The sequence below is a fragment of the Blautia sp. MCC269 genome (assembly GCF_018785655.1).
GTDB lineage: Bacteria > Bacillota > Clostridia > Lachnospirales > Lachnospiraceae > Blautia_A.
On sequence record NZ_WQQE01000013.1, the window covers coordinates 122,162 to 141,222 of the forward strand.

The 19,061-nt window shown below is 44.9% G+C and carries 12 protein-coding genes; 11 read left to right on the forward strand and 1 reads right to left on the reverse strand.

All coding sequences use genetic code 11. From position 1 onward, the window contains the following. The first annotated feature begins 8 nt into the window (after positions 1-8). A complete protein-coding gene (locus GPK88_RS05440) occupies positions 9-1,448 on the forward strand; it encodes an ArnT family glycosyltransferase (RefSeq protein ID WP_330596828.1) in 1,440 nt (479 codons plus the stop codon). A 150-nt stretch (positions 1,449-1,598) separates the two neighbouring features. Here the strand turns inward: GPK88_RS05440 and GPK88_RS05445 are convergent, their stop codons facing one another. Continuing rightward, positions 1,599-2,849 (reverse strand): D-alanyl-D-alanine carboxypeptidase family protein, encoded by a 1,251-nt coding sequence (locus tag GPK88_RS05445; RefSeq protein WP_173761782.1) that lies wholly within the window; start codon positions 2,847-2,849, stop codon positions 1,599-1,601. Positions 2,850-2,995: 146 nt separating this feature from the next. Between GPK88_RS05445 and GPK88_RS05450 the strand changes: the two genes are divergently transcribed. From GPK88_RS05450 to GPK88_RS05495, 10 genes are all read left to right on the forward strand, one after another. Beyond that, a complete protein-coding gene (locus GPK88_RS05450; RefSeq protein WP_173761783.1) occupies positions 2,996-4,855 on the forward strand; it encodes a glycosyltransferase family 2 protein in 1,860 nt (619 codons plus the stop codon). A gap of 4 nt (positions 4,856-4,859) precedes the next feature. Continuing rightward, on the forward strand, positions 4,860-5,816 hold the full coding sequence (locus tag GPK88_RS05455) for a glycosyltransferase family 2 protein (RefSeq protein ID WP_148445016.1): 957 nt from the start codon (positions 4,860-4,862) through the stop codon (positions 5,814-5,816). A 108-nt stretch (positions 5,817-5,924) separates the two neighbouring features. Further along, positions 5,925-7,328, forward strand: coding sequence for an undecaprenyl-phosphate glucose phosphotransferase (locus tag GPK88_RS05460; RefSeq protein ID WP_173761784.1), 1,404 nt, complete (start codon positions 5,925-5,927; stop codon positions 7,326-7,328). Positions 7,329-7,346: 18 nt separating this feature from the next. After that, positions 7,347-8,723, forward strand: a complete 1,377-nt coding sequence (locus GPK88_RS05465; RefSeq protein WP_173761785.1) for an LCP family protein — start codon at positions 7,347-7,349, stop codon at positions 8,721-8,723. A 68-nt stretch (positions 8,724-8,791) separates the two neighbouring features. Next, positions 8,792-9,721, forward strand: coding sequence for a glycosyltransferase family 2 protein (locus GPK88_RS05470; protein WP_148445013.1), 930 nt, complete (start codon positions 8,792-8,794; stop codon positions 9,719-9,721). Between the two features lie 124 nt (positions 9,722-9,845). Further along, a complete protein-coding gene (locus GPK88_RS05475; RefSeq protein ID WP_243278883.1) occupies positions 9,846-11,546 on the forward strand; it encodes a S1C family serine protease in 1,701 nt (566 codons plus the stop codon). Between the two features lie 131 nt (positions 11,547-11,677). Continuing rightward, entirely contained in the window at positions 11,678-13,060 is a 1,383-nt protein-coding gene (clpX, locus tag GPK88_RS05480; RefSeq protein ID WP_243278882.1) for an ATP-dependent Clp protease ATP-binding subunit ClpX, read from the forward strand. Positions 13,061-13,096: 36 nt separating this feature from the next. Further along, positions 13,097-13,678, forward strand: coding sequence for a zinc ribbon domain-containing protein (locus tag GPK88_RS05485; RefSeq protein ID WP_148445011.1), 582 nt, complete (start codon positions 13,097-13,099; stop codon positions 13,676-13,678). Positions 13,679-13,757: 79 nt separating this feature from the next. Next, entirely contained in the window at positions 13,758-15,401 is a 1,644-nt protein-coding gene (locus tag GPK88_RS05490) for a hypothetical protein (protein WP_174095543.1), read from the forward strand. A 20-nt stretch (positions 15,402-15,421) separates the two neighbouring features. Next, positions 15,422-19,060 (forward strand): protein kinase domain-containing protein, encoded by a 3,639-nt coding sequence (locus GPK88_RS05495; protein ID WP_215707580.1) that lies wholly within the window; start codon positions 15,422-15,424, stop codon positions 19,058-19,060. Position 19,061: the final 1 nt, after the last annotated feature.

Below are 19,061 nucleotides of genomic sequence, written 5' to 3' on the forward strand. Positions count from 1 at the left end.
AGCTGATCTTGGAAATGAAAAAAATCTGGAAAGAAGAACGGTTTCAGGTGCTGGTCCTTGTCCTGGCGGCATTTGCGCTTCTGACTGCATGGGCGTTCATGCAGCCGCTGGGAGCGGGCCCTGATGAAAAAATGCGCTACATGGTGGCACAGTATCTTCATAAACATCCGGGCAAACTGCCTCTTGGAGATGAGCCAACCATCCGTGATGCTACCTGGGGAATTTCCTATGCTTATTATCCCATTCTTTCCTATATGGTATCTGCTGTATTTATGGGGATCGCAGGACTGTTCCATGCCTCTGCCGACGGACTTCTCCATGCGGCGAGAATGGCAGATGTGCTTTTTGTGACGGGATCTGTGTATTTCGTTGTGAAAGCTTCCGGAAAGCTTTTTCCGAAAGAGGGAAGATGGCTGTTTGCGGCGCTGGCAGGTTTTATGCCGCAGGCACTGTTCCTGGGAACTTATGTAAATACAGATTCCCTGGCCCTTTTATCCATGGGAATCATTCTGTATTCCTGGTCCTGCTATCTGGAAGAAGGAGACTGGAGTCTCAAAAATTCGATCCTGCTGGCTGTTGGAATGGCGGTCTGTGCACTGTCCTACTATAATGCTTACGGCTGGATCTTATGCAGCTTCCTGTTTTTCTGCCTGACAGTCCTTCTGTGCAGGGAAGAACCGGTGAAACAGAGGATTGCCTTTCTATTTCGAAGGGGAATCGTGATCGCAGTCGTAACCATTGCCTTATGTGGATGGTGGTTTGTGCGAAATGCCATTCTTTATGACGGAGATTTTATCGGAAGAAAAGCCTGCGCCGAATGTGCGGAGAAATATGCAGCCATTGATTACCGGCCGTCCAGGTATCCCACACCGGAGAAACTGAAATGGACATGGAAAGATATCCTTCTTTATCAGGACCCGGGCTGGCAGCATAACTGGCTTCTCACAGTTCTGGTGAGTTTTATCGGAACTTTCGGACTGATGCAGATTTATATGCCTTATGGTGTGAGCAAGGTGTATTTTCTGTTCTTCGGACTTGGTGGAGTTGGGATTTTGTCCATGCTGGGAATGTTTTATCCGAAGAAGCGTACCGTTGTAAAAGAACGAAAAACATCGGGCAGTGAAAAACTGAAGATAAAAACAGTAACTGTGTCCGATAAATGGGACAGAAAAGGAATCTTCCATCTGTTGATGATCCTTCTGATCCTGATTCCTGTGGGACTATTTATGTATTATGTATATTACAGTGATAACCAGGCACAGGGACGTTATATTATCCCTGCTCTGTATCCGGCTATGTATTTTGTGACAGTCGGCTGGAAACGTCTGCTGGAACGTTTTGTAAAAAAAGAAAAGATCAGAATGTGGATCTACCGGGTTTTGAGTGTACTTCTGGTGGCTTCACCGTTTCTGTGCTATATTTTTCTGGTGGTTCCGTTTTATCACTAAGTTTCTGACAGGAAAATTGAGTAAAAAAAGATCCCTTCTATGTATCTGAAAATGATCGATACATAGGAGGGATTTTTTTACGGAATGTGAATTTCGAATATCCGTTGGATTTCTGTAAGACTGCAAAACAAAATCCAACGTAAAGCGAGATCAGGCGCGGATAATCTTTATCATACGCCACAGAAGCAGGAGCAGAAGCAGAACGCCAACGCCACCGATTACAAAATAAGGAATGGGGGAGCGGGATTCGGAATAAGCTTTTGCTGCATCCATGTTGTCGTCATTTTCCTGAACCTCTGTGGTGGTACTTTCTTCGGAAGTATCTTCCACTACGGCAGTTCCAACCTGAGCTCCGCCAAAGGAATAGGTGCGGAGAAGCTGTCCATCGGATGGCGTATCTTCTGTAGTCAGGTCATCGGAAGTTGCACCGGCCGGAACCATTACAGTACCTCCGGACAGGATGTGGAAATCTTCTTCTGCAAGATCCAGAAGCTGGAAGTTGGCGAAGCCGTAGTCCATCAGAGTGATGGCTTCATTGGCTGTCTGTCCGGTTGCACCGTTCATAACAACACAGATCAGAGTAGTGCTGTTACGCTCGGCAGCAGTTACAAGGACGCTTCCGGAAGCTGTGGTAGTACTCTCACGTCCGCCGATACAGCCCTGATAATAAGTGGCGGAAGTCGGAGTTGTCATGGAAAAGGAACTGGTAAGGTTTCTGGCACCGCCGGAAACATTGGTAGCCGGTATCGTATAGGAAGTGGCACCGGAAATTGTGCGGAAACTGTCATTGCTGATAGCTGCCTTCATAATCAGGGCCAGGTCATGGGCGGTGGTGTGCTGATTATCGTCCGGAAGACCGGTAGGATTGGTAAATACGGTATTGGTACATCCAAGTTCCTGGGCGCGGTCATTCATTTTCTGGACAAAAGCATCTACAGAGCCGCCGATCTGTTCCGCAACCTGAAGGGCAATATCATTGGCAGAAGCCAGCATGATTGCATAGAGGCACTGCTCCATGGTAAAAACTTCTCCAAGCTGTGAAGAAATATGGGCGCCGCCATCTGTGACACCGGAAACACCGGTTTCTGTCATGGTAACCTGATCGGTTAACTGGCTGTTCTCCAGAGCCAGAAGGCAGGTCATAATTTTAACTGCACCGGCAGGGGAGAGAGCGGTATCCATATCTTTGGCGTAGAGAACGGTATTGGAAGAATCTTCCATGACTACGGCAGATGCGGAAGTGATCTCAGGCCCCTGTGGCCATCCGCTGATGAAGTTGGTTGTAATACCGGATGATACAGCAACAGCGGTTTCTTCTGTGGCGAAAACTGGAGTCTGGAACACCATGGAAGCTGAGATTCCAAAGGCCAGAAGCGCCGCGGTTATTCTTGATTTTTTCATAATATATGGTACTCCTGTATAAAAAATAATTCTTATGTAAGCAATACATACGTAAGCTCAGTATAACACACTTTCTCTCTTCCTTGCAAAAAAAATGCGGTAATGTTAAAATACGTTTATCAAATTGAGTAATACGGAGAAAATATATGAGTAAAGATGATTCCACAGGAAAGATTCAATGGGACAGGCTTTTGAAGAAGCTTTCTCCCTATACAGTACAGAAAGGCCTGAGATATCTGAAACATTACGGTCTGAAAGAATTCTGGATCAGGCTTCATGAGCGTTTTGAGCCGGAAGAAGTTCCCTACGGACCCTGGTATGAGGCATACAGGCCAACGGAGGAGAAACTGGAGAAGCAGCGAAAGAGGAAGTTTCGTAACGGTCCGCTGATCAGTATTGTAGTGCCGGCATATCTGACGCCGGAGCGGTTCTTAAGACAGATGCTGGATTCCCTGCTTGCCCAGACTTATCAGAACTGGGAACTCTGTCTCGCAAATGGAAGCCCGGAAGATCCGGATATGCAGACCGTGCTGAAATCCTACGCAGAGATGGATAAGAGGATCCGCTATGAAGATCTGAAGGAAAATCTGGGCATTGCCGAGAATACCAATGCAGCTTTTGCCATGGCGAAAGGGGATTTTATTGCACTTCTGGATCATGATGATCTGCTTGCTCCAAATGCGCTGTATGAGATTGCAATTGCACTGGAGGAACATCCGGAGGCAGATGTGATCTATACAGATGAAGACAAGGTCACAACAGATCTGTCCGAGCATTTTCAGCCTCATCTGAAACCGGATTTTAACCTGGATCTCTTAAGATCCAACAATTATATCTGTCATTTTCTGGTTGTGAGACGTTCGGTTGTACAGAAAGCCGGAGGTTTCCGCAGAGAATTTGACGGAGCGCAGGACTATGATTTTATTTTCCGCTGTGTGGAACAGGCACGTGAGGTCATTCATGTACCGGAGATTCTTTATCACTGGAGAACCCACAAATCATCCACAGCAGATAATCCGGCAAGTAAAATGTATGCTTTCGAAGCAGGAAAGCGTGCCATTGAGGGAAACCTTGCACGTACCGGAACCCCGGGAACTGTGGAGCATACCCCGGATTTCGGATTTTACCGTGTGAAATATCCGGTGCAGGGAGAACCGCTGGTGTCTATTATCATCCCCAACCGGGAAGAAAAAGAGACCCTTCAGGCCTGTGTGGAATCTATTTTTGAAAAAACTACCTATAAGAATTATGAGATCATTATTGTGGAGAACAACAGCAGTTCCGAGGAGATATTCCGTTACTACCGGAAACTTTCCCAAGACCCGAGAATCCGTCTGCTTCGCTGGAAAAAGGAATTCAATTATTCCGCAATCAATAATTTTGGAGTACGTCATGCGAAAGGAGATTATCTCTTTTTCCTGAATAATGATGTAAAAGTAATCAATCCGGACTGGCTTTCGGAAATGCTTGGCGTCTGCCAGCGGCCGGAGGTGGGAGCCGTCGGTGCCAAATTAATTTATCCGGACAACACTATCCAGCATGCGGGATGTGTCATCGGAATGGGCGGCATTGCGGGACATATGTTTGTAAATATGCCGGCGGAACGTACCGGATATCTGCATAAGGCATCCCTTCTGCAGGATATGAGCTGTGTGACAGCGGCCTGCATGATGATGAAGAAAAATGTTTTTCTGGAAGCCGGCGGCTTTACAGAAGAACTTGCGGTGGCGTTTAATGATGTGGATCTCTGCCTGAAGGTGAGAAGTCATGGACATCTGATTGTTTATGATCCGTACGTGAAACTTTACCATTACGAGTCCAAATCCAGAGGAGCAGAGGACAGTGAGGAAAAAGTCCGCCGCTTCCAGTCGGAAATCGAATATATCCGTTCTCACTGGATGGAGATCCTAAAAAACGGAGATCCGTACTATAACAAAAATCTTTCTCTGTCAAAATGGAATTATTCCCTGAAGCCTCTTCCGGGAATGGGAAAGAAGAAGGGATGAACCAATGCAGGAAGTATCAGTAGTCATACCGAATTTTAACGGAATGGCATATCTGGATGGCGTACTCTCAAGCCTTGAGAGGCAGACCATCCGCAATTTTGAAGTTATACTGGTGGACAATGGCTCCACAGATGGCAGCTGTGCTTTTGTTTCCGCGGAATATCCGTGGGTTCACATGATCCAGCTTCCGGAAAACTACGGATTCAGCAGAGCTGTGAATGAGGGAATTCATGCGGCACGTTCACCGTATGTTCTGCTTTTGAATAATGATACGGAAGCAGAACCGGATTTTCTGGAAGAAATGGTAGCGGCTCTCAGAAGACATAAAAAAGCTTTTTCCTGCCAGGCAAAAATGATCCAGCTTCACGACCATGACAAGATGGATGATGCGGGTAATTATTATTGTGCGCTGGGATGGGCGTTTGCCAGAGGAAAAGACAAGGACATTAACCATTACGATAAAGAGCAGAAGATTTTTTCCGCCTGTGCGGGAGCTGCCATTTACAGAAAAAAAATCATCGACCGGATCGGGGATTTTGATGAAGAGCATTTTGCCTATCTGGAGGATCTGGATATCGGATACCGCGCCCGGATTTTTGGGTACCAGAACTGGTATGCTCCAAAAGCGAAAGTTTATCATGTGGGAAGCGGAACGAGCGGTTCCAGATACAATCAGTTTAAGATCCGGTATTCGTCCAGAAATAATATTTACCTTATTTACAAGAACATGCCGTTCCTTCAGATCATACTGAATCTTCCGCTTCTGATTGTCGGATTTGGGGCAAAAATTCTGTTCTTTGCGTCAAAAGGTTTTGGACGGGAGTATCTGGCGGGAATCAAAAATGGTTTCCAGATCAGCCGAAAAGGAAAAAAAGTGAAGTTTTCCATGAGAAATTTTCCACGTTATATCCAGCTTCAGATTGAGCTCTGGATCAACATTTTTAGGCGTTTTGCCGGTTAAAACACCATATTTTCACAGAAATTTTATATTTCAGAGGGAAGATTTTGTTGCTTTTGGGATTCATCTATTATAAGATAAAGGCAATGAACTTAAATGAGGTGGCGGAAATTGATTAAAGATAACCAGAAAAATTTCAGTCGTCTCCATATGCTGATCGATGTATTTGTGATTGCGGCCTCCTATGCGCTGGCATGGCTGATCCGTTTTCAGGGAATTTTTGAGCATTCTGCGGTTCAGTCCAAGACTGTCCAGGAATATATGTTCATGCTGATTTTTATTATTCCGGGCTACGTGCTTCTTTACCAGGCTTTTGATCTTTATACACCGATGCGAATGCAGGGGCGTCGTCTCGTGCTTGCCGGAATTGTGAAGGCAAACGCGTTAGGGCTCCTTATCATCATGTTTGCACTTTATAATTTTAAAGAGTTGGATTATTCCCGTCTTACACTGGTTTCTTTCTGTGTGATCAACATTGTTCTGGAATGGTGTGTGCGTATGTTCATATTCTACATTCTCCGGGACATGCGAAAAAAGGGAATGAATCAGAAGCAGGTGCTGCTGGTAGGATACAGCCGCGCTGCCGAGGAATATGTAGACAGGATCCTGCAGAATCCGCAATGGGGATACGTGATCAGGGGTATACTGGATGACAATGTGCCGGCAGGCACTACCTACAAAGGGGTTAAGGTAATCGGCAGAATCGCCAATCTTATGATCATCCTTCCATCCAGCCGTCTGGATGAGATAGCCATTACCCTGGGCTTAAGTGAGTATTATCGTCTGGAAGAGATCGTTGCACTCTGTGAGAAATCCGGTGTGCACACGAAATTTATTCCGGATTATAATAATATTATTCCGACCAAACCATATACAGAAGATATTCTCGGGCTTCCGGTGATCAATATCCGGTACGTGCCGCTGAGTAACACGTTTAATGCACTGATAAAAAGGACGATGGATATTATCGGTTCTTCGATTGCGATCATTGCTTCATCACCGGTGATGCTGATTCTGTGCATTCTGATCAAGCTTACCTCTCCAGGACCGCTGATCTATAAACAGGAACGTGTCGGACTGCATAATCAGACTTTCCGAATGTATAAATTCCGTTCCATGGAAATTCAGAAGGAGTCTGAAGAAAAAAAAGCATGGACTGTAAAAAACGATCCAAGAGTTACCGGTATCGGGAAGTTCATGCGTCATACCAGTCTTGATGAACTTCCACAGCTTTTTAACATCCTGAAAGGGGAAATGAGTCTTGTGGGGCCAAGACCGGAGCGGCCGTTTTTTGTAGAAAAGTTTCGGGAGGAAATACCACGGTATATGGTAAAACATCAGGTGCGTCCGGGCCTTACCGGATGGGCACAGGTAAATGGTTACCGTGGTGACACTTCTATCAGGAAGAGGATCGAATGTGATCTGTACTATATCGAAAACTGGTCTGTAGGATTCGATATCAAGATCATGTTCCTCACCATATTCAAGGGCTTTATCAACAAGAATGCATACTAAAAAGGGGAAAAGGAAAAGATGTCAAAACCTCGGAAAAAAAGGAAAAAAGTTCTGTTTATCCTGGAAATTATCGTACTGCTCCTGTTTATAGGCGGTCTGTACGTTTATGGACAGATTTCAGCCAAACTGGATAAGATTGATATTCAGGAGACAGATCTTCAGGAGCAGGATATCGTAACCAATGATCAGGCACCGCAGATGACAGGATATACCACATATGCACTGTTCGGACTGGATCACAGAAGCAAAAATGAGAAGCTGAATACAGAGAACAGTGATACCATCATCATTGCGAGTATCAACAATGACACAAAAGCAGTCAAGCTTGTGTCTGTCTATCGAGATACACTTCTGAATGTGAAAGATGATACCTATTCCAAAGCAAACGCAGCCTATGCGCTGGGCGGCCCGACACAGGCTGTCAATATGCTGAATACCAATCTGGATCTGAATATTACAGATTATGTGTCAATTGACTTCGACGCTCTGGTAACGGTAATAGACTGTCTTGGAGGTCTGGATATCCCGCTGTCCTATGCAGAGATTGTGCATATGAATAACTACTGTGTGGAAACTTCTGAAGAGACAGGCAAGAGTTACACCCCTGTTGAACTGCCGGATCCGAAACCGGAAGATCAGGAAGCAATTGTGGGAACTTACCATCTGAATGGTGTACAGGCTACTTCTTACTGCCGTATCCGTTATACCGCAAGTCTGGATATGGGACGTACAGAAAGACAGAGAAGAGTAATCCAGATGATTGTAGATAAGGCAAAAAAAGCCGGACTTTCCACAATCTTTGATATTATGGATCAGGTATTCCCGATGGTTAAGACTTCTGTTTCCAAAACAGAAATCCTGAAAATGATTCCGGCAATGATCGGATATGGAATCGATGAAACCACAGGATTCCCGCAGGATTACAAATTTTCTACGGTTAAGGGCAGTGTTATTGTACCGACAACTTTGGAATCCAATGTTCTCAAAATGCACCAGTTCCTGTATGGAAATACAAATTATACACCGACAGAAGATGTACTGAACAAGAGTGCACAGATTACCACAATAGCAGGTGGCGGTGAGGCACAGAGTACATCTCCGGCAGCAACGGAGGCTCCGAGTGCCACAACGGATGATTCCTATACATGGCAGGGGGATACGGATACTTCATATTCCTATGATTACAGCAGTGACGACAGTGATTATAGCGACAATACGGATTACAGCGGCGGTGATAATACCGATTACTCCGGCGGTGGAGACGACACAGACTATTCCGGCGGTGGAGACGACACAGACTATTCCGGCGGTGGAGATGATGCTGGAAGTGATTATTCCGCAGAAGATTCCGGTGGCGATTCCGGCGGCGGTGAGGATCTTTCAGACGGAGAATAAAAAAGAAATAATCAATTAGAAGAAGGACCATCCAGTAACGGGTGGTCCTTTCTGGACAGGAGAAAATTATGAATACAGTGAAAACAGATGTAATCATTCCGGCATACCGTCCGGGGGAGGAATTTGAGAAACTTCTGGAACGTCTCAGTGCTCAGAAATATCCGGTTAACAGAATTATTGTTATGAATACAGAAGAAAAATTCTGGAAAAAAACATGGGAGGAAAAATATCCTCTTGTGGAAGTGCATCATCTTACAAAGGAAGAGTTTGATCACGGGGCAACAAGAAGACGGGGCGCAGAGCTGTCCGATGCAGAAATTCTGGTTTTTATGACACAGGATGCCCTGCCGGCAGACAGGAAACTGATCGGCAGTCTTGTTACAGCGATACAGGAAAATGAGAAGGTCGGTGCTGCCTATGCCAGACAGCTTCCAAAAAGTGATTGTGGTTTCCTGGAAAAATATACCCGTTCTTTTAATTATCCGTCAGAGTCCTGCCTGAAAACAGAGAAGGATCTGGCAACACGGGGAATTAAAACCTATTTCTGTTCCAATGTCTGTGCTGCCTATGATCACAAAATTTATAACGAAATCGGTGGATTTCCGGAACATGCGATTTTTAATGAAGATATGATTTATGCAGGATGGATGGTAAAAAAAGGATACGGAGTTGCCTATGTGGCAGAGGCAAGAGTTTACCATTCCCATAATTACAGCTGCGCGCAGCAGTTTCACAGAAATTTTGACCTTGGTGTTTCCCAGGCGGAGCATCCGGAGATATTTGAGGGAGTTCCATCTGAAGGGGAGGGAATCCGGCTGGTGAAAAAAAGTATGGCATATCTGACAAAAACAGGACACATCTGGATGATACCGGGACTGTTTTTTCAGAGCGCTTCCAAATATGCGGGATATTTTCTCGGAAAGCGATATAAAAAACTTCCTGAAAAGCTGATTCTATCCTGCACCATGAGTCCGGAATACTGGAAGAAAAAGAAATAAACAAACCGGATCAGAGGGTCACTCTTTTTTAAAAGATATATCACAGTTTGAACACAATTGCCTGTTAAACTGTGTCTTATAAAGCGATGGCAGAAGAAAAAATAAAGAAGGGAGCACCAGAATCATGAGTGAAGAAAACAGATGGGGTGAAAACCTGCCGGAAACAGGCGGCAACGCTCCTAAAGAGGGTAATGCTCTGAATACTTATGGAAATACAGACACTGGCAGTGCAACAGGCAGTGGCATGGATCATATAGAGACCGTACAGGAAGAGAAAACAGATTCTGACAGAAGAACATCTGAAGTGAATTTCACAATGGAAAAACCACTGACACATCCATATTCAGCAGGCAGACGGATGCAGGAGGGCAATGCCGGAAACACACAGAATGGCGGTATGGCTCAGGAAAAACCGAAATACGGACATTATGAAGTGCATCAGCCTCAGGCAGGAAATTATGCAGGAGGAAGCATACCGCCCAAGAAACCACAAAAACCCAGAACATCCGGTGGAAATGGGAATAACGGTTTTGGCAAAAAAGCAGCGACAGCAGTGGCTCTGGCTGTGATTTTCGGACTGGTTGCGGGTGCAGTATTCCAGGGAGTGAATATTGCAGCTGATAAATTCATAAAAGATGGCAGCAGTACACAGATTGAAAAAACAGAAACCATTGACGGAACAGACAACAGCAGTGCAGATAATAGTTCCACAGATTCCAGCGTACAGGATATTGTGGCAGAAAGCGGTACGGTAGCAGGCGTTGCACAGGCAACGATGCCATCTATTGTGGCAATTACTTCCGTCAGTGTTCAGGAGATCCCGAGCTTTTTCGGATATGGAACACGTCAGTATCAGAGTGCGGGAAGCGGATCCGGAATCATTGTAGGTGAAAATGACAGTGAGCTTCTGATTGCAACCAACAATCACGTAGTATCCGGTGCAACAACACTTACCGTATGTTTCGCGGATGGTGATGTTGTCGGTGCGGAAGAAGAAACACAGGCAATGGCCAGTGGTGACAGTTCCGGAAACGATGTGGATGTTGATAATGCGGTTTCAGCCAAGATCAAAGGTACCGATGAAGAAAATGACCTGGCAGTGATCGCAGTGGAGAAATCAGACATTCCGGAAGCAACTATGAGTAAGATCAAGATTGCACAGCTTGGAAGCTCCGATGATCTGGTTGTAGGAGAGCAGGTAGTTGCGATTGGTAATGCACTTGGATATGGTCAGTCTGTAACTTCCGGATGGGTAAGTGCCCTGAACCGCAGCATCAGTACAGAAGAAGGAGAGACATCCGGACTCATTCAGACAGATGCGGCAATCAATCCAGGAAACAGTGGCGGCGCACTTCTTAATATGAAGGGTGAAGTAATTGGAATTAATGCTGCCAAATATGCGGACAGCCAGGTAGAAGGCATGGGATATGCGATTCCGATTTCCAAGGCAGAGCCAATTCTGGAGGAGCTGATGAACCGCCAGACACGTGATAAGGTGGAGGATTCTTCCAAGGTTGGTTATCTGGGAATTAAGGCGGCTGATCTTACAACAGAAGCGATCCAGATGTATAATATGCCGGCAGGTGCTTTCCTTACACAGGTAACAGAAGGCGGTGCGGCCGACAATGCCGGAATAAAAAAAGGCGATATTATCGTGAAGCTGGATGGACAGAAAGTAAGTGGCAAGGATGACCTGGTAAGCAAGCTTCAGTATTACGAGTCCGGAGAAACCATTGAAGTGGTAATTGCCAGAGCAGAAAGCGGAGAATATAAGGAACAGACCGTGGAAGTTACACTGGGAAGCAAGCCATCTTCTGATAACTAGAAGAAAACAGCGAATAGAATTTATACAGGGAGCTGCAGGAAAATGCAGCTCCCTGGTTTTATAAAAAGTTAATTTGATACCTGAGGATTATGTGCTATAATATGCATAATAAAAACGAGAAAGGAAACGTTATGGCAGAGTTTGATAATAATAAAGACAATGATCAGGAGCAGAAATATGAAAAATTCTGCTTTTTATGCCGCAGACCGGAGAGTCAGGCAGGGAAGATGATTGACCTTCCCAATAATATACATATCTGTGCAGACTGCATGCAGAAGAGTTTCGATACTATGAATACACAGATGAGTAACGGAAATTATTCCGATCTTTTTAACATGCCGAATGTGAGTATGATCGACCTCAGCAGTCTTCAGAATCCGGGAAATCAGGCGAAGAAAATCAAGAAGAAATCCGAAACCCCGAAGCCGGTGATCAATCTTAAAGATATTCCGGCACCGCATAAAATCAAGGCAACATTGGACGAATACGTGATCGGACAGGAATATGCCAAGAAAGTAATGTCTGTAGGTGTCTATAATCATTATAAGAGAGTTGCCACAGACACCATGGATGATATTGAGATCGAGAAATCCAATATGCTGATGATCGGACCGACAGGCTGTGGTAAGACTTATCTGGTGAAGATGCTTGCCAAACTTCTTGAGGTGCCGCTTGCTATTGCAGATGCCACATCTCTTACAGAGGCAGGATATATCGGCGATGACATCGAGAGTGTAGTATCCAAGCTTCTTGCAGCGGCAGATAATGACGTGGAGAAAGCAGAGCATGGAATTATCTTTATCGATGAGATCGACAAGATTGCCAAGAAGAAGAATACCAACCAAAGAGATGTCAGCGGTGAGGCTGTTCAGCAGGGACTTCTGAAACTTCTGGAAGGAAGTGAGGTTGAGGTGCCGGTAGGTGCCACCAGCAAGAACGCAATGGTCCCGATGGTAACGGTAAATACAAGAAATATCCTATTTATCTGTGGCGGTGCGTTCCCAGATCTTGAGAACATCATCAAGGAGAGGCTGAATAAGCAGGCGTCCATCGGATTTTATGCAGATCTGAAGGATAAATATGACAATGATCCACATGTCCTGGAGAAGGTTACCGTAGATGATCTCCGTGCGTTTGGAATGATCCCGGAGTTTATCGGACGTCTTCCGATTATCTTTACACTGAACGGACTGACAGAGGACATGCTTGTGAAGATTCTTAAGGAGCCGAAGAATGCTATTCTCAAGCAGTACCAGAAACTTCTGGCTCTGGATGAGGTAAAACTTGAGTTTGAGGACGGAGCCCTTCATGCCATCGCACGTAAAGCGCTGGAGCGTCACACAGGGGCCAGAGCGCTTCGTGCGATCCTGGAAGAGTATATGCTGGATATCATGTACGAGATCCCGAAGGACGACAATATCGGTGAAGTAGTGATCACAGAAGGTTATATCCAGGGAAATGGCGGACCGAAGATTCTGATGCGTGGTCAGGAAACTCCGCTCATTGAAGGGTGAAAACGTGTTTTATAAAAGAAAAGGAGCGTGACAGATATGGCGAATTTTTGGGATGATCTTGGAAATACACTGACACGGAAGGCGAAGGGGCTCAGCTCCAGAGCAGAAAATCTTTATGAGATTCAGAAAATCCGGAATAAGCTTTCTGCACAGGAGCGTATGACAGAGAAGTTGATGATGGATATCGGAAAACTGATCTATACCCGTTATGAGCACGGGGAGGCAGTGGATGGTGAAGTAGGAGCAATCTGTGAAGAGATCAGTCAGCATATGCTGGAGGCGGATCACTTCCGGGATGCCATTGCAGCCAGCAAAGGTGAAAAATTCTGCCCGGCCTGCCATAAGGCAGTTATGCGGGAAGCAAGTTTCTGCCCTTACTGTGGAGCCGCGTGTCCTACTGCAGAGCTGGAAGAAAAAGCCACAGACGTAATCGAGCAGGCAGAGGAAGAGCTGAAAGATGCAGCGGAGGCAGAAGTTACGGAAGCAGAGGAAGTAACAGAAACTGTGAAAACTGAAGAAGCCGCTCCGGAAGCAGAGGTTTCGGAAGAGACAGATACACAGGAAGTGGTGGAAGAAGCAGAAGAAACTGCAACAGAATCCGAAGAGAAAACAGAATAAATATTTGAAGATGTGGCAGGCTCCTGAGAGAAAGGGAGCCTGTTGCTGTATTTTTTACAGGGAAAGGAAATAAAAACATATGGAAAATACAGGCCTTCAATACGAGAACAGTCTCACAAGACAGGCAGAAGAAGCAATGGATATGTGGACGAAAGAACTGGCGGATATGAGTGAAGAACTGATGAACGACCCCATGGCTGTTGTCAGGAGCCTGAATGATGCCAGAAATCTCTGCACGGCCGGATTTTTGATGAGAAGGCAGATACAGGTCTCTTTTCCGGAGCTTCTGGGTGGTGTTTCCGAAGAAACAGGGGAATCTTATGAAGATCTGACCGTAAACAACAATGTCCCATGGCCGGAGAAATTTCTTAAAGTTCTGAGCTCCAGGCTGGAAAAATATATGTTAAAGGAACAGGACGAGGTAGTAAAGGCAACCGAATGGTTTCAGTGGCTCAGTGACAAAAAATATCCCAGAAAAAGGGAACTTGCGGTAAAACTGTCTTTTCTTTTAAATATGGATGATTATACTACGACAAAATTTCTCCTTGCCTGTGGACATGAACCGTTCAGCGTAAGAAATCCGCTGGACTGTATCTGCCTGTTCTGCAAAATGCTGCGTCCCCGGGGAGACTGGACCAAAGTAAAAAGCATACTCAAAAAATATGAACAGAACAGGCCACGGTATGATGAAGAAGATGCCGGAAAAATACAGTCTGTAGGTAATATGGGGATGACCAGAATGATCAGCAACCAGATACCGGAACTGGCCGGTATCAGTGTCCCGGAATCCGAACGGGAAGATATGGAAGATAAGCTGATCGAATACATGTATTCCGTAGATTCAGAGTTTACCAGACGAAAAAACCTCGTGAAGAAAGATAAAAAAACGAAAAAAGTGATATCGGATAATCTTTCTGTTTATTATTCCGGATACTCCCTGCAGCGAAGAAAAGACCTGATGGAACTGACACGCTATCTTGTAAAACTCTATCCAACTTACGATTACTGGGCATATCACAAAGGTGACCGCAGAAGCGACGCAGTCGGAAAGGTCTCAAATTCCGGAGACAATCAGGTTAAGGTGGAGATCGCAGAAGATGGTTATCCGGATATGGGAAGCCTGGCCAAGGCATTTATGTGTGCTCATGGCTGGCAGTTTGCGGAACCCGGGGAGATTGGCCTGCCATCTCATGGAAGTCTGAAGACGAAACATGATAATATACCATTTAATAAAGAGATTTATCTTGTGTGTAAAGCTTATGAGAGAAGCAACCGTCTGGGTGCCATCAGACGTTTTGTGGAAAAACCGGACAATGCGGCCATTGTTGAACGTAAAGATATATTGCTGCTCGCATATCTGTTTATTTCCGGATATTCAAGAAATGAAAATGAAGATTTGCGGGATGAACTTTATGAAATGGCAGAAGCAAACGAAGAAAAACATTTTTCTGAAAATCTGGAAAACATTCTCGGGCAGCTGGAAGATGCGGTTGAATGCTGGGATGAATACGAAAAAATAGAAGGTTATATCAGCTGTATTAACGGATTTCTGATGATGTTTTCTTTTGACCCTCTTTATCCGCCATTTCCTCTGGACCGTTTTGTTCTTTATGCGCTTGTGGCGGAAGAGATAGGAACACCGGCTCTGTCATGGGATGGAAAAACAGAGAATTTAAGTGATATGTGGCTGGAATCCGGATACGGAAATATGGAAGAAGTGTGAATAAGAAAGGGATAAAAATAATGCGAAAAGTACTGCGGGAGGGAACATGGATCCGTTTATCCCAGGGTGAACTGTATAAAATTACCGGAACGCCTGTCGGAGAAGGCGGCGGAAGTATCGTATATCCGTGTAAAAAAATATCTCATTTTAATGGGAAAATTACAGTCAGTGAAATTGACTATGCGTTAAAAGAGTGTTTTCCACTGTCATCTGCCTTTGTTTTTGAGCGCAGGGAAGATGGTGAGATCGTATCTGCGACAGAAAATCCGGCAGCAGTCCGTTATCTTAATTCTGTCAGAAAAATGCAGATGCAGGAGCAGGAAATAACAGGAAAAATTTACAATACCGCGGCTAGAACGATTCCTGTCATTAGTGCTTCCTGGGAAGTTGAGCTCTCTTTTGATGAGGGACATACCTTTCATCTGGTAAATAATACACTTACAGTCATGACATCACTGGAATCCAAAGGAAAAGCACTGAAATCTTATCTTTCCCGGGGAGAAAAACTTTCGGTTGTCCAGGCATTTCAGATCATAAAACAGGTATTATTTGCGGTAAAGGAAGTCCATGAAGCAGGTTTTCTCCATCTGGATATCCAGGACGGAAATGTTTTTATAAAAGGAAGCCTTTCGGCGGAAGATAATCTGGTTTCTCTGGTGGATTTTGGAGCGGCGAGACCTGTCTGCGAGGACGGGTTATGTCCTGTGATTCGTGACAGAGCATTATTTTCCACAATGGGATTCGAGTCGCCGGAGATTGTCGGGCACAATGATGGAACTCTGAGGCTGGGAGCAGAGGCAGATCTGTACAGTGTGGGATACCTGCTTCTTCTGATGCTGACCGGAAAGAGATACACCCAGAGGGAACTTGACTCTGCGAATATCGGCCTGTATCTTTCAAAAAGAAAACTGAAAAAGCTGAACTGTCCGGCTCATATGGCGGATAAAGTCCATCAGATCATTTCGAAAGCGTTAAAGAAAACGCCGGAGGAGCGATATCATTCCTGTGAAGAAATGCTGGCAGATGTATCGGATCTTATTCATGCGCTGCAGCCGTATAAAAGCGATCTTTCCCAGGTTGTATATGATGCGTTTATCTGCTATCGTCATGGGGAAACGGACAGCCAGGCTGCAAAAATACTTCAGCAGAAACTGGAACATTTCCACATTCCGTGGATGCGTAAAAATAAAATAAAAAAGATCAGACGGGTTTTTATGGACGAAGGGGAACTGTCATCCTGTTCTGATTTTGGGCTTCAGATCCGGGAAGCGCTGAAAAATTCAGGATGGCTGATCGTGATCTGCTCTTCTGAAACTAAAGATTCCCCCTGGGTTAATCTGGAAATAAAAACATTTCTTGAATTTCATGACCGATCCAGAATACTTGCCGTAGTAACAGATGGAGAACCGGAAGAAGTTTTTCCAAAGGAACTGCTGGGCAGTGACAGGACCGCAGAGGTTCTTGCTGCCGATGCAAGAGGGGAAACACCAGAACAGGTGATACGAAATGTAAAGAAAAATGTACTGTTAAAGATTGCTGCTCCCATCTTAGGAACCACATATGATTCTCTGAAACAGAGACAGAGAAATTATATCATAAAGAAATATGCAGTCATTGGCTCCCTGGCTGTGCTGATGGCAAATGCTTTTTTTCTGTTTGCCATGGACAGAAACCGCAGGATTGAAGAACAGAACCGGCGGATCCTGGAAAACAGGGCAGAGGATCAGGTGGCTCTGTCTGGGGAACTTTTGAAGGAAGGAAACCGGGAAGAAGCACTGCAGGCTGCTCTGGAGGCACAGGAAGACGGGGATACTCCAGTGATTCCGGAAGAGATCTATGCATTGAATTCTGCCCTGTACAGTTATCATCATGAAGGAAATGTAGAAGGCTTCCGACCGGACAGACAGGTGGAACTGGAAAATAATACAACGGATATCGGTGAAAGCAGTCCGGATGGAAAGGTGTTTTTCTGTCTGGATGAATCCGGAATCGCGTATTTTTACAATATGGAAGATTGGTCTTTGCAGTGGAAGTGTAAACTGGAAGAAGAAACTTCTATATTTATAGATGGAAAATTTGTTTCCGAAGGAAAAATATTGTTGTTTTCACAGAACACAGCGTACTACATGGACATTGAACAGCAGAAATGTATAAAAAGGATTTTGTTAAAAGAAGACGACAACATGCTGGAAACTCCGGTCTGGGCACTTCATGATGGGATGCTTGTATTTGGTTGCGAGTCTCTGGATGGAGTTTATGTGTATCGGTATGATCTGAACCATGGCAGCATGAAAAAGATCAGACTGACTGTGGACGCAATGGATCATATAACTTCCATCGCAATTTCTCCGGACGGAAATATGCTGGCAGTCAGCTGGCTTGATTATGCTTCCGGAGATATCTGGGACGGAGGTATTCAGACGGTTGATCTGAATACCGGAAAACAGACAACACTGGAAGCCAATCATGTTTCTACGATCCGTTTTATCAGTAATTCGGAATTTCTTACCATAGAATGTGAGAACGTGCCTTTTGGAAACAGTGGAATCGATGATAAAAAAAGATACCGCGAGGTAATATATCAGCTGGAAAAGGGAAAAGTGTGGGAAAATACGACCCATTACCTGCGGACACAGTATGAAGATTCGCTGTATGCAGATGCGGCAGTATATGAAGATTTCCAGTTTGACAGTGAAAAAAAGGCAGATGTGATCTTCGTCAACCTGGGTACACATCTGATGATCATTGACAGGAATACATACAATATATTATGCGAAGAAGATTTTTCATATCCAATCGTGAAAATGGCAGTGTATGATGAAAGTACAGTGCTGCTTGGTCTTGCGGACGGAAGTGTGGAACGGTTCTGGATGGATAATCATCAGAAGATTTTTTCAGTGGAAGACCGTTCTGTTGGCGGTTTTTTATATGATTCGAATAAAAAAGTGATCATTCAGATGAAGGACGGGACGCCGTTTCTGGTTATTTCTCAGATCGCGCAGGATGCATCCATGAAACCGGCAGAGGCGCAGGATATAAAAAAGAAAATTCAGACAGAAGAAACTGTGGAGGAAACGACGGAAGAGACGCAAGTTCAGGGAACGTCAACGAAGCGTTTTGCAGTTGTAGGTGATACATCCATTGATGTGTATGACGGAGGGAAGAAAGAGCCGTTTTTCACAATTCCCCGTAATGGGGCAGAGGAACCGCTGGTGGCATTTTTTAAAAGAGATGAACAGTTGGTAGTATACTGCAACAAAAAAGTTACAATCTGGGATCTTGCTTCCGGAAAAAACATTGCGACACAGGTGGTGGATACGGATTCTGCACAGAAAACAGATATTTTGACAGATCCGAAAGGAAGATATCTGGCGCTGTATACAAAAGAGGGCCAGGTAAGCATCAGTTCCCTTGACGGATGGCTGGAAAGAGTACTGAATATCTATTCTGTGGATGAAAATTCTCAGCTGCACCCGTATGCGGATATTCCTTATGCCTATGTGGATTTTGAGAAAGAGATGGTATATGCGCTGGGACGGGATGACGACAGATATTATGGTATTCCTTTCTACGGGTACGGAGAGCTGAGGGAAAAAGCGGAGCAGATCCTAGGAGCCAGAAAAGAGAAAACTGTGGATATCACATATATTTCCGAATGAT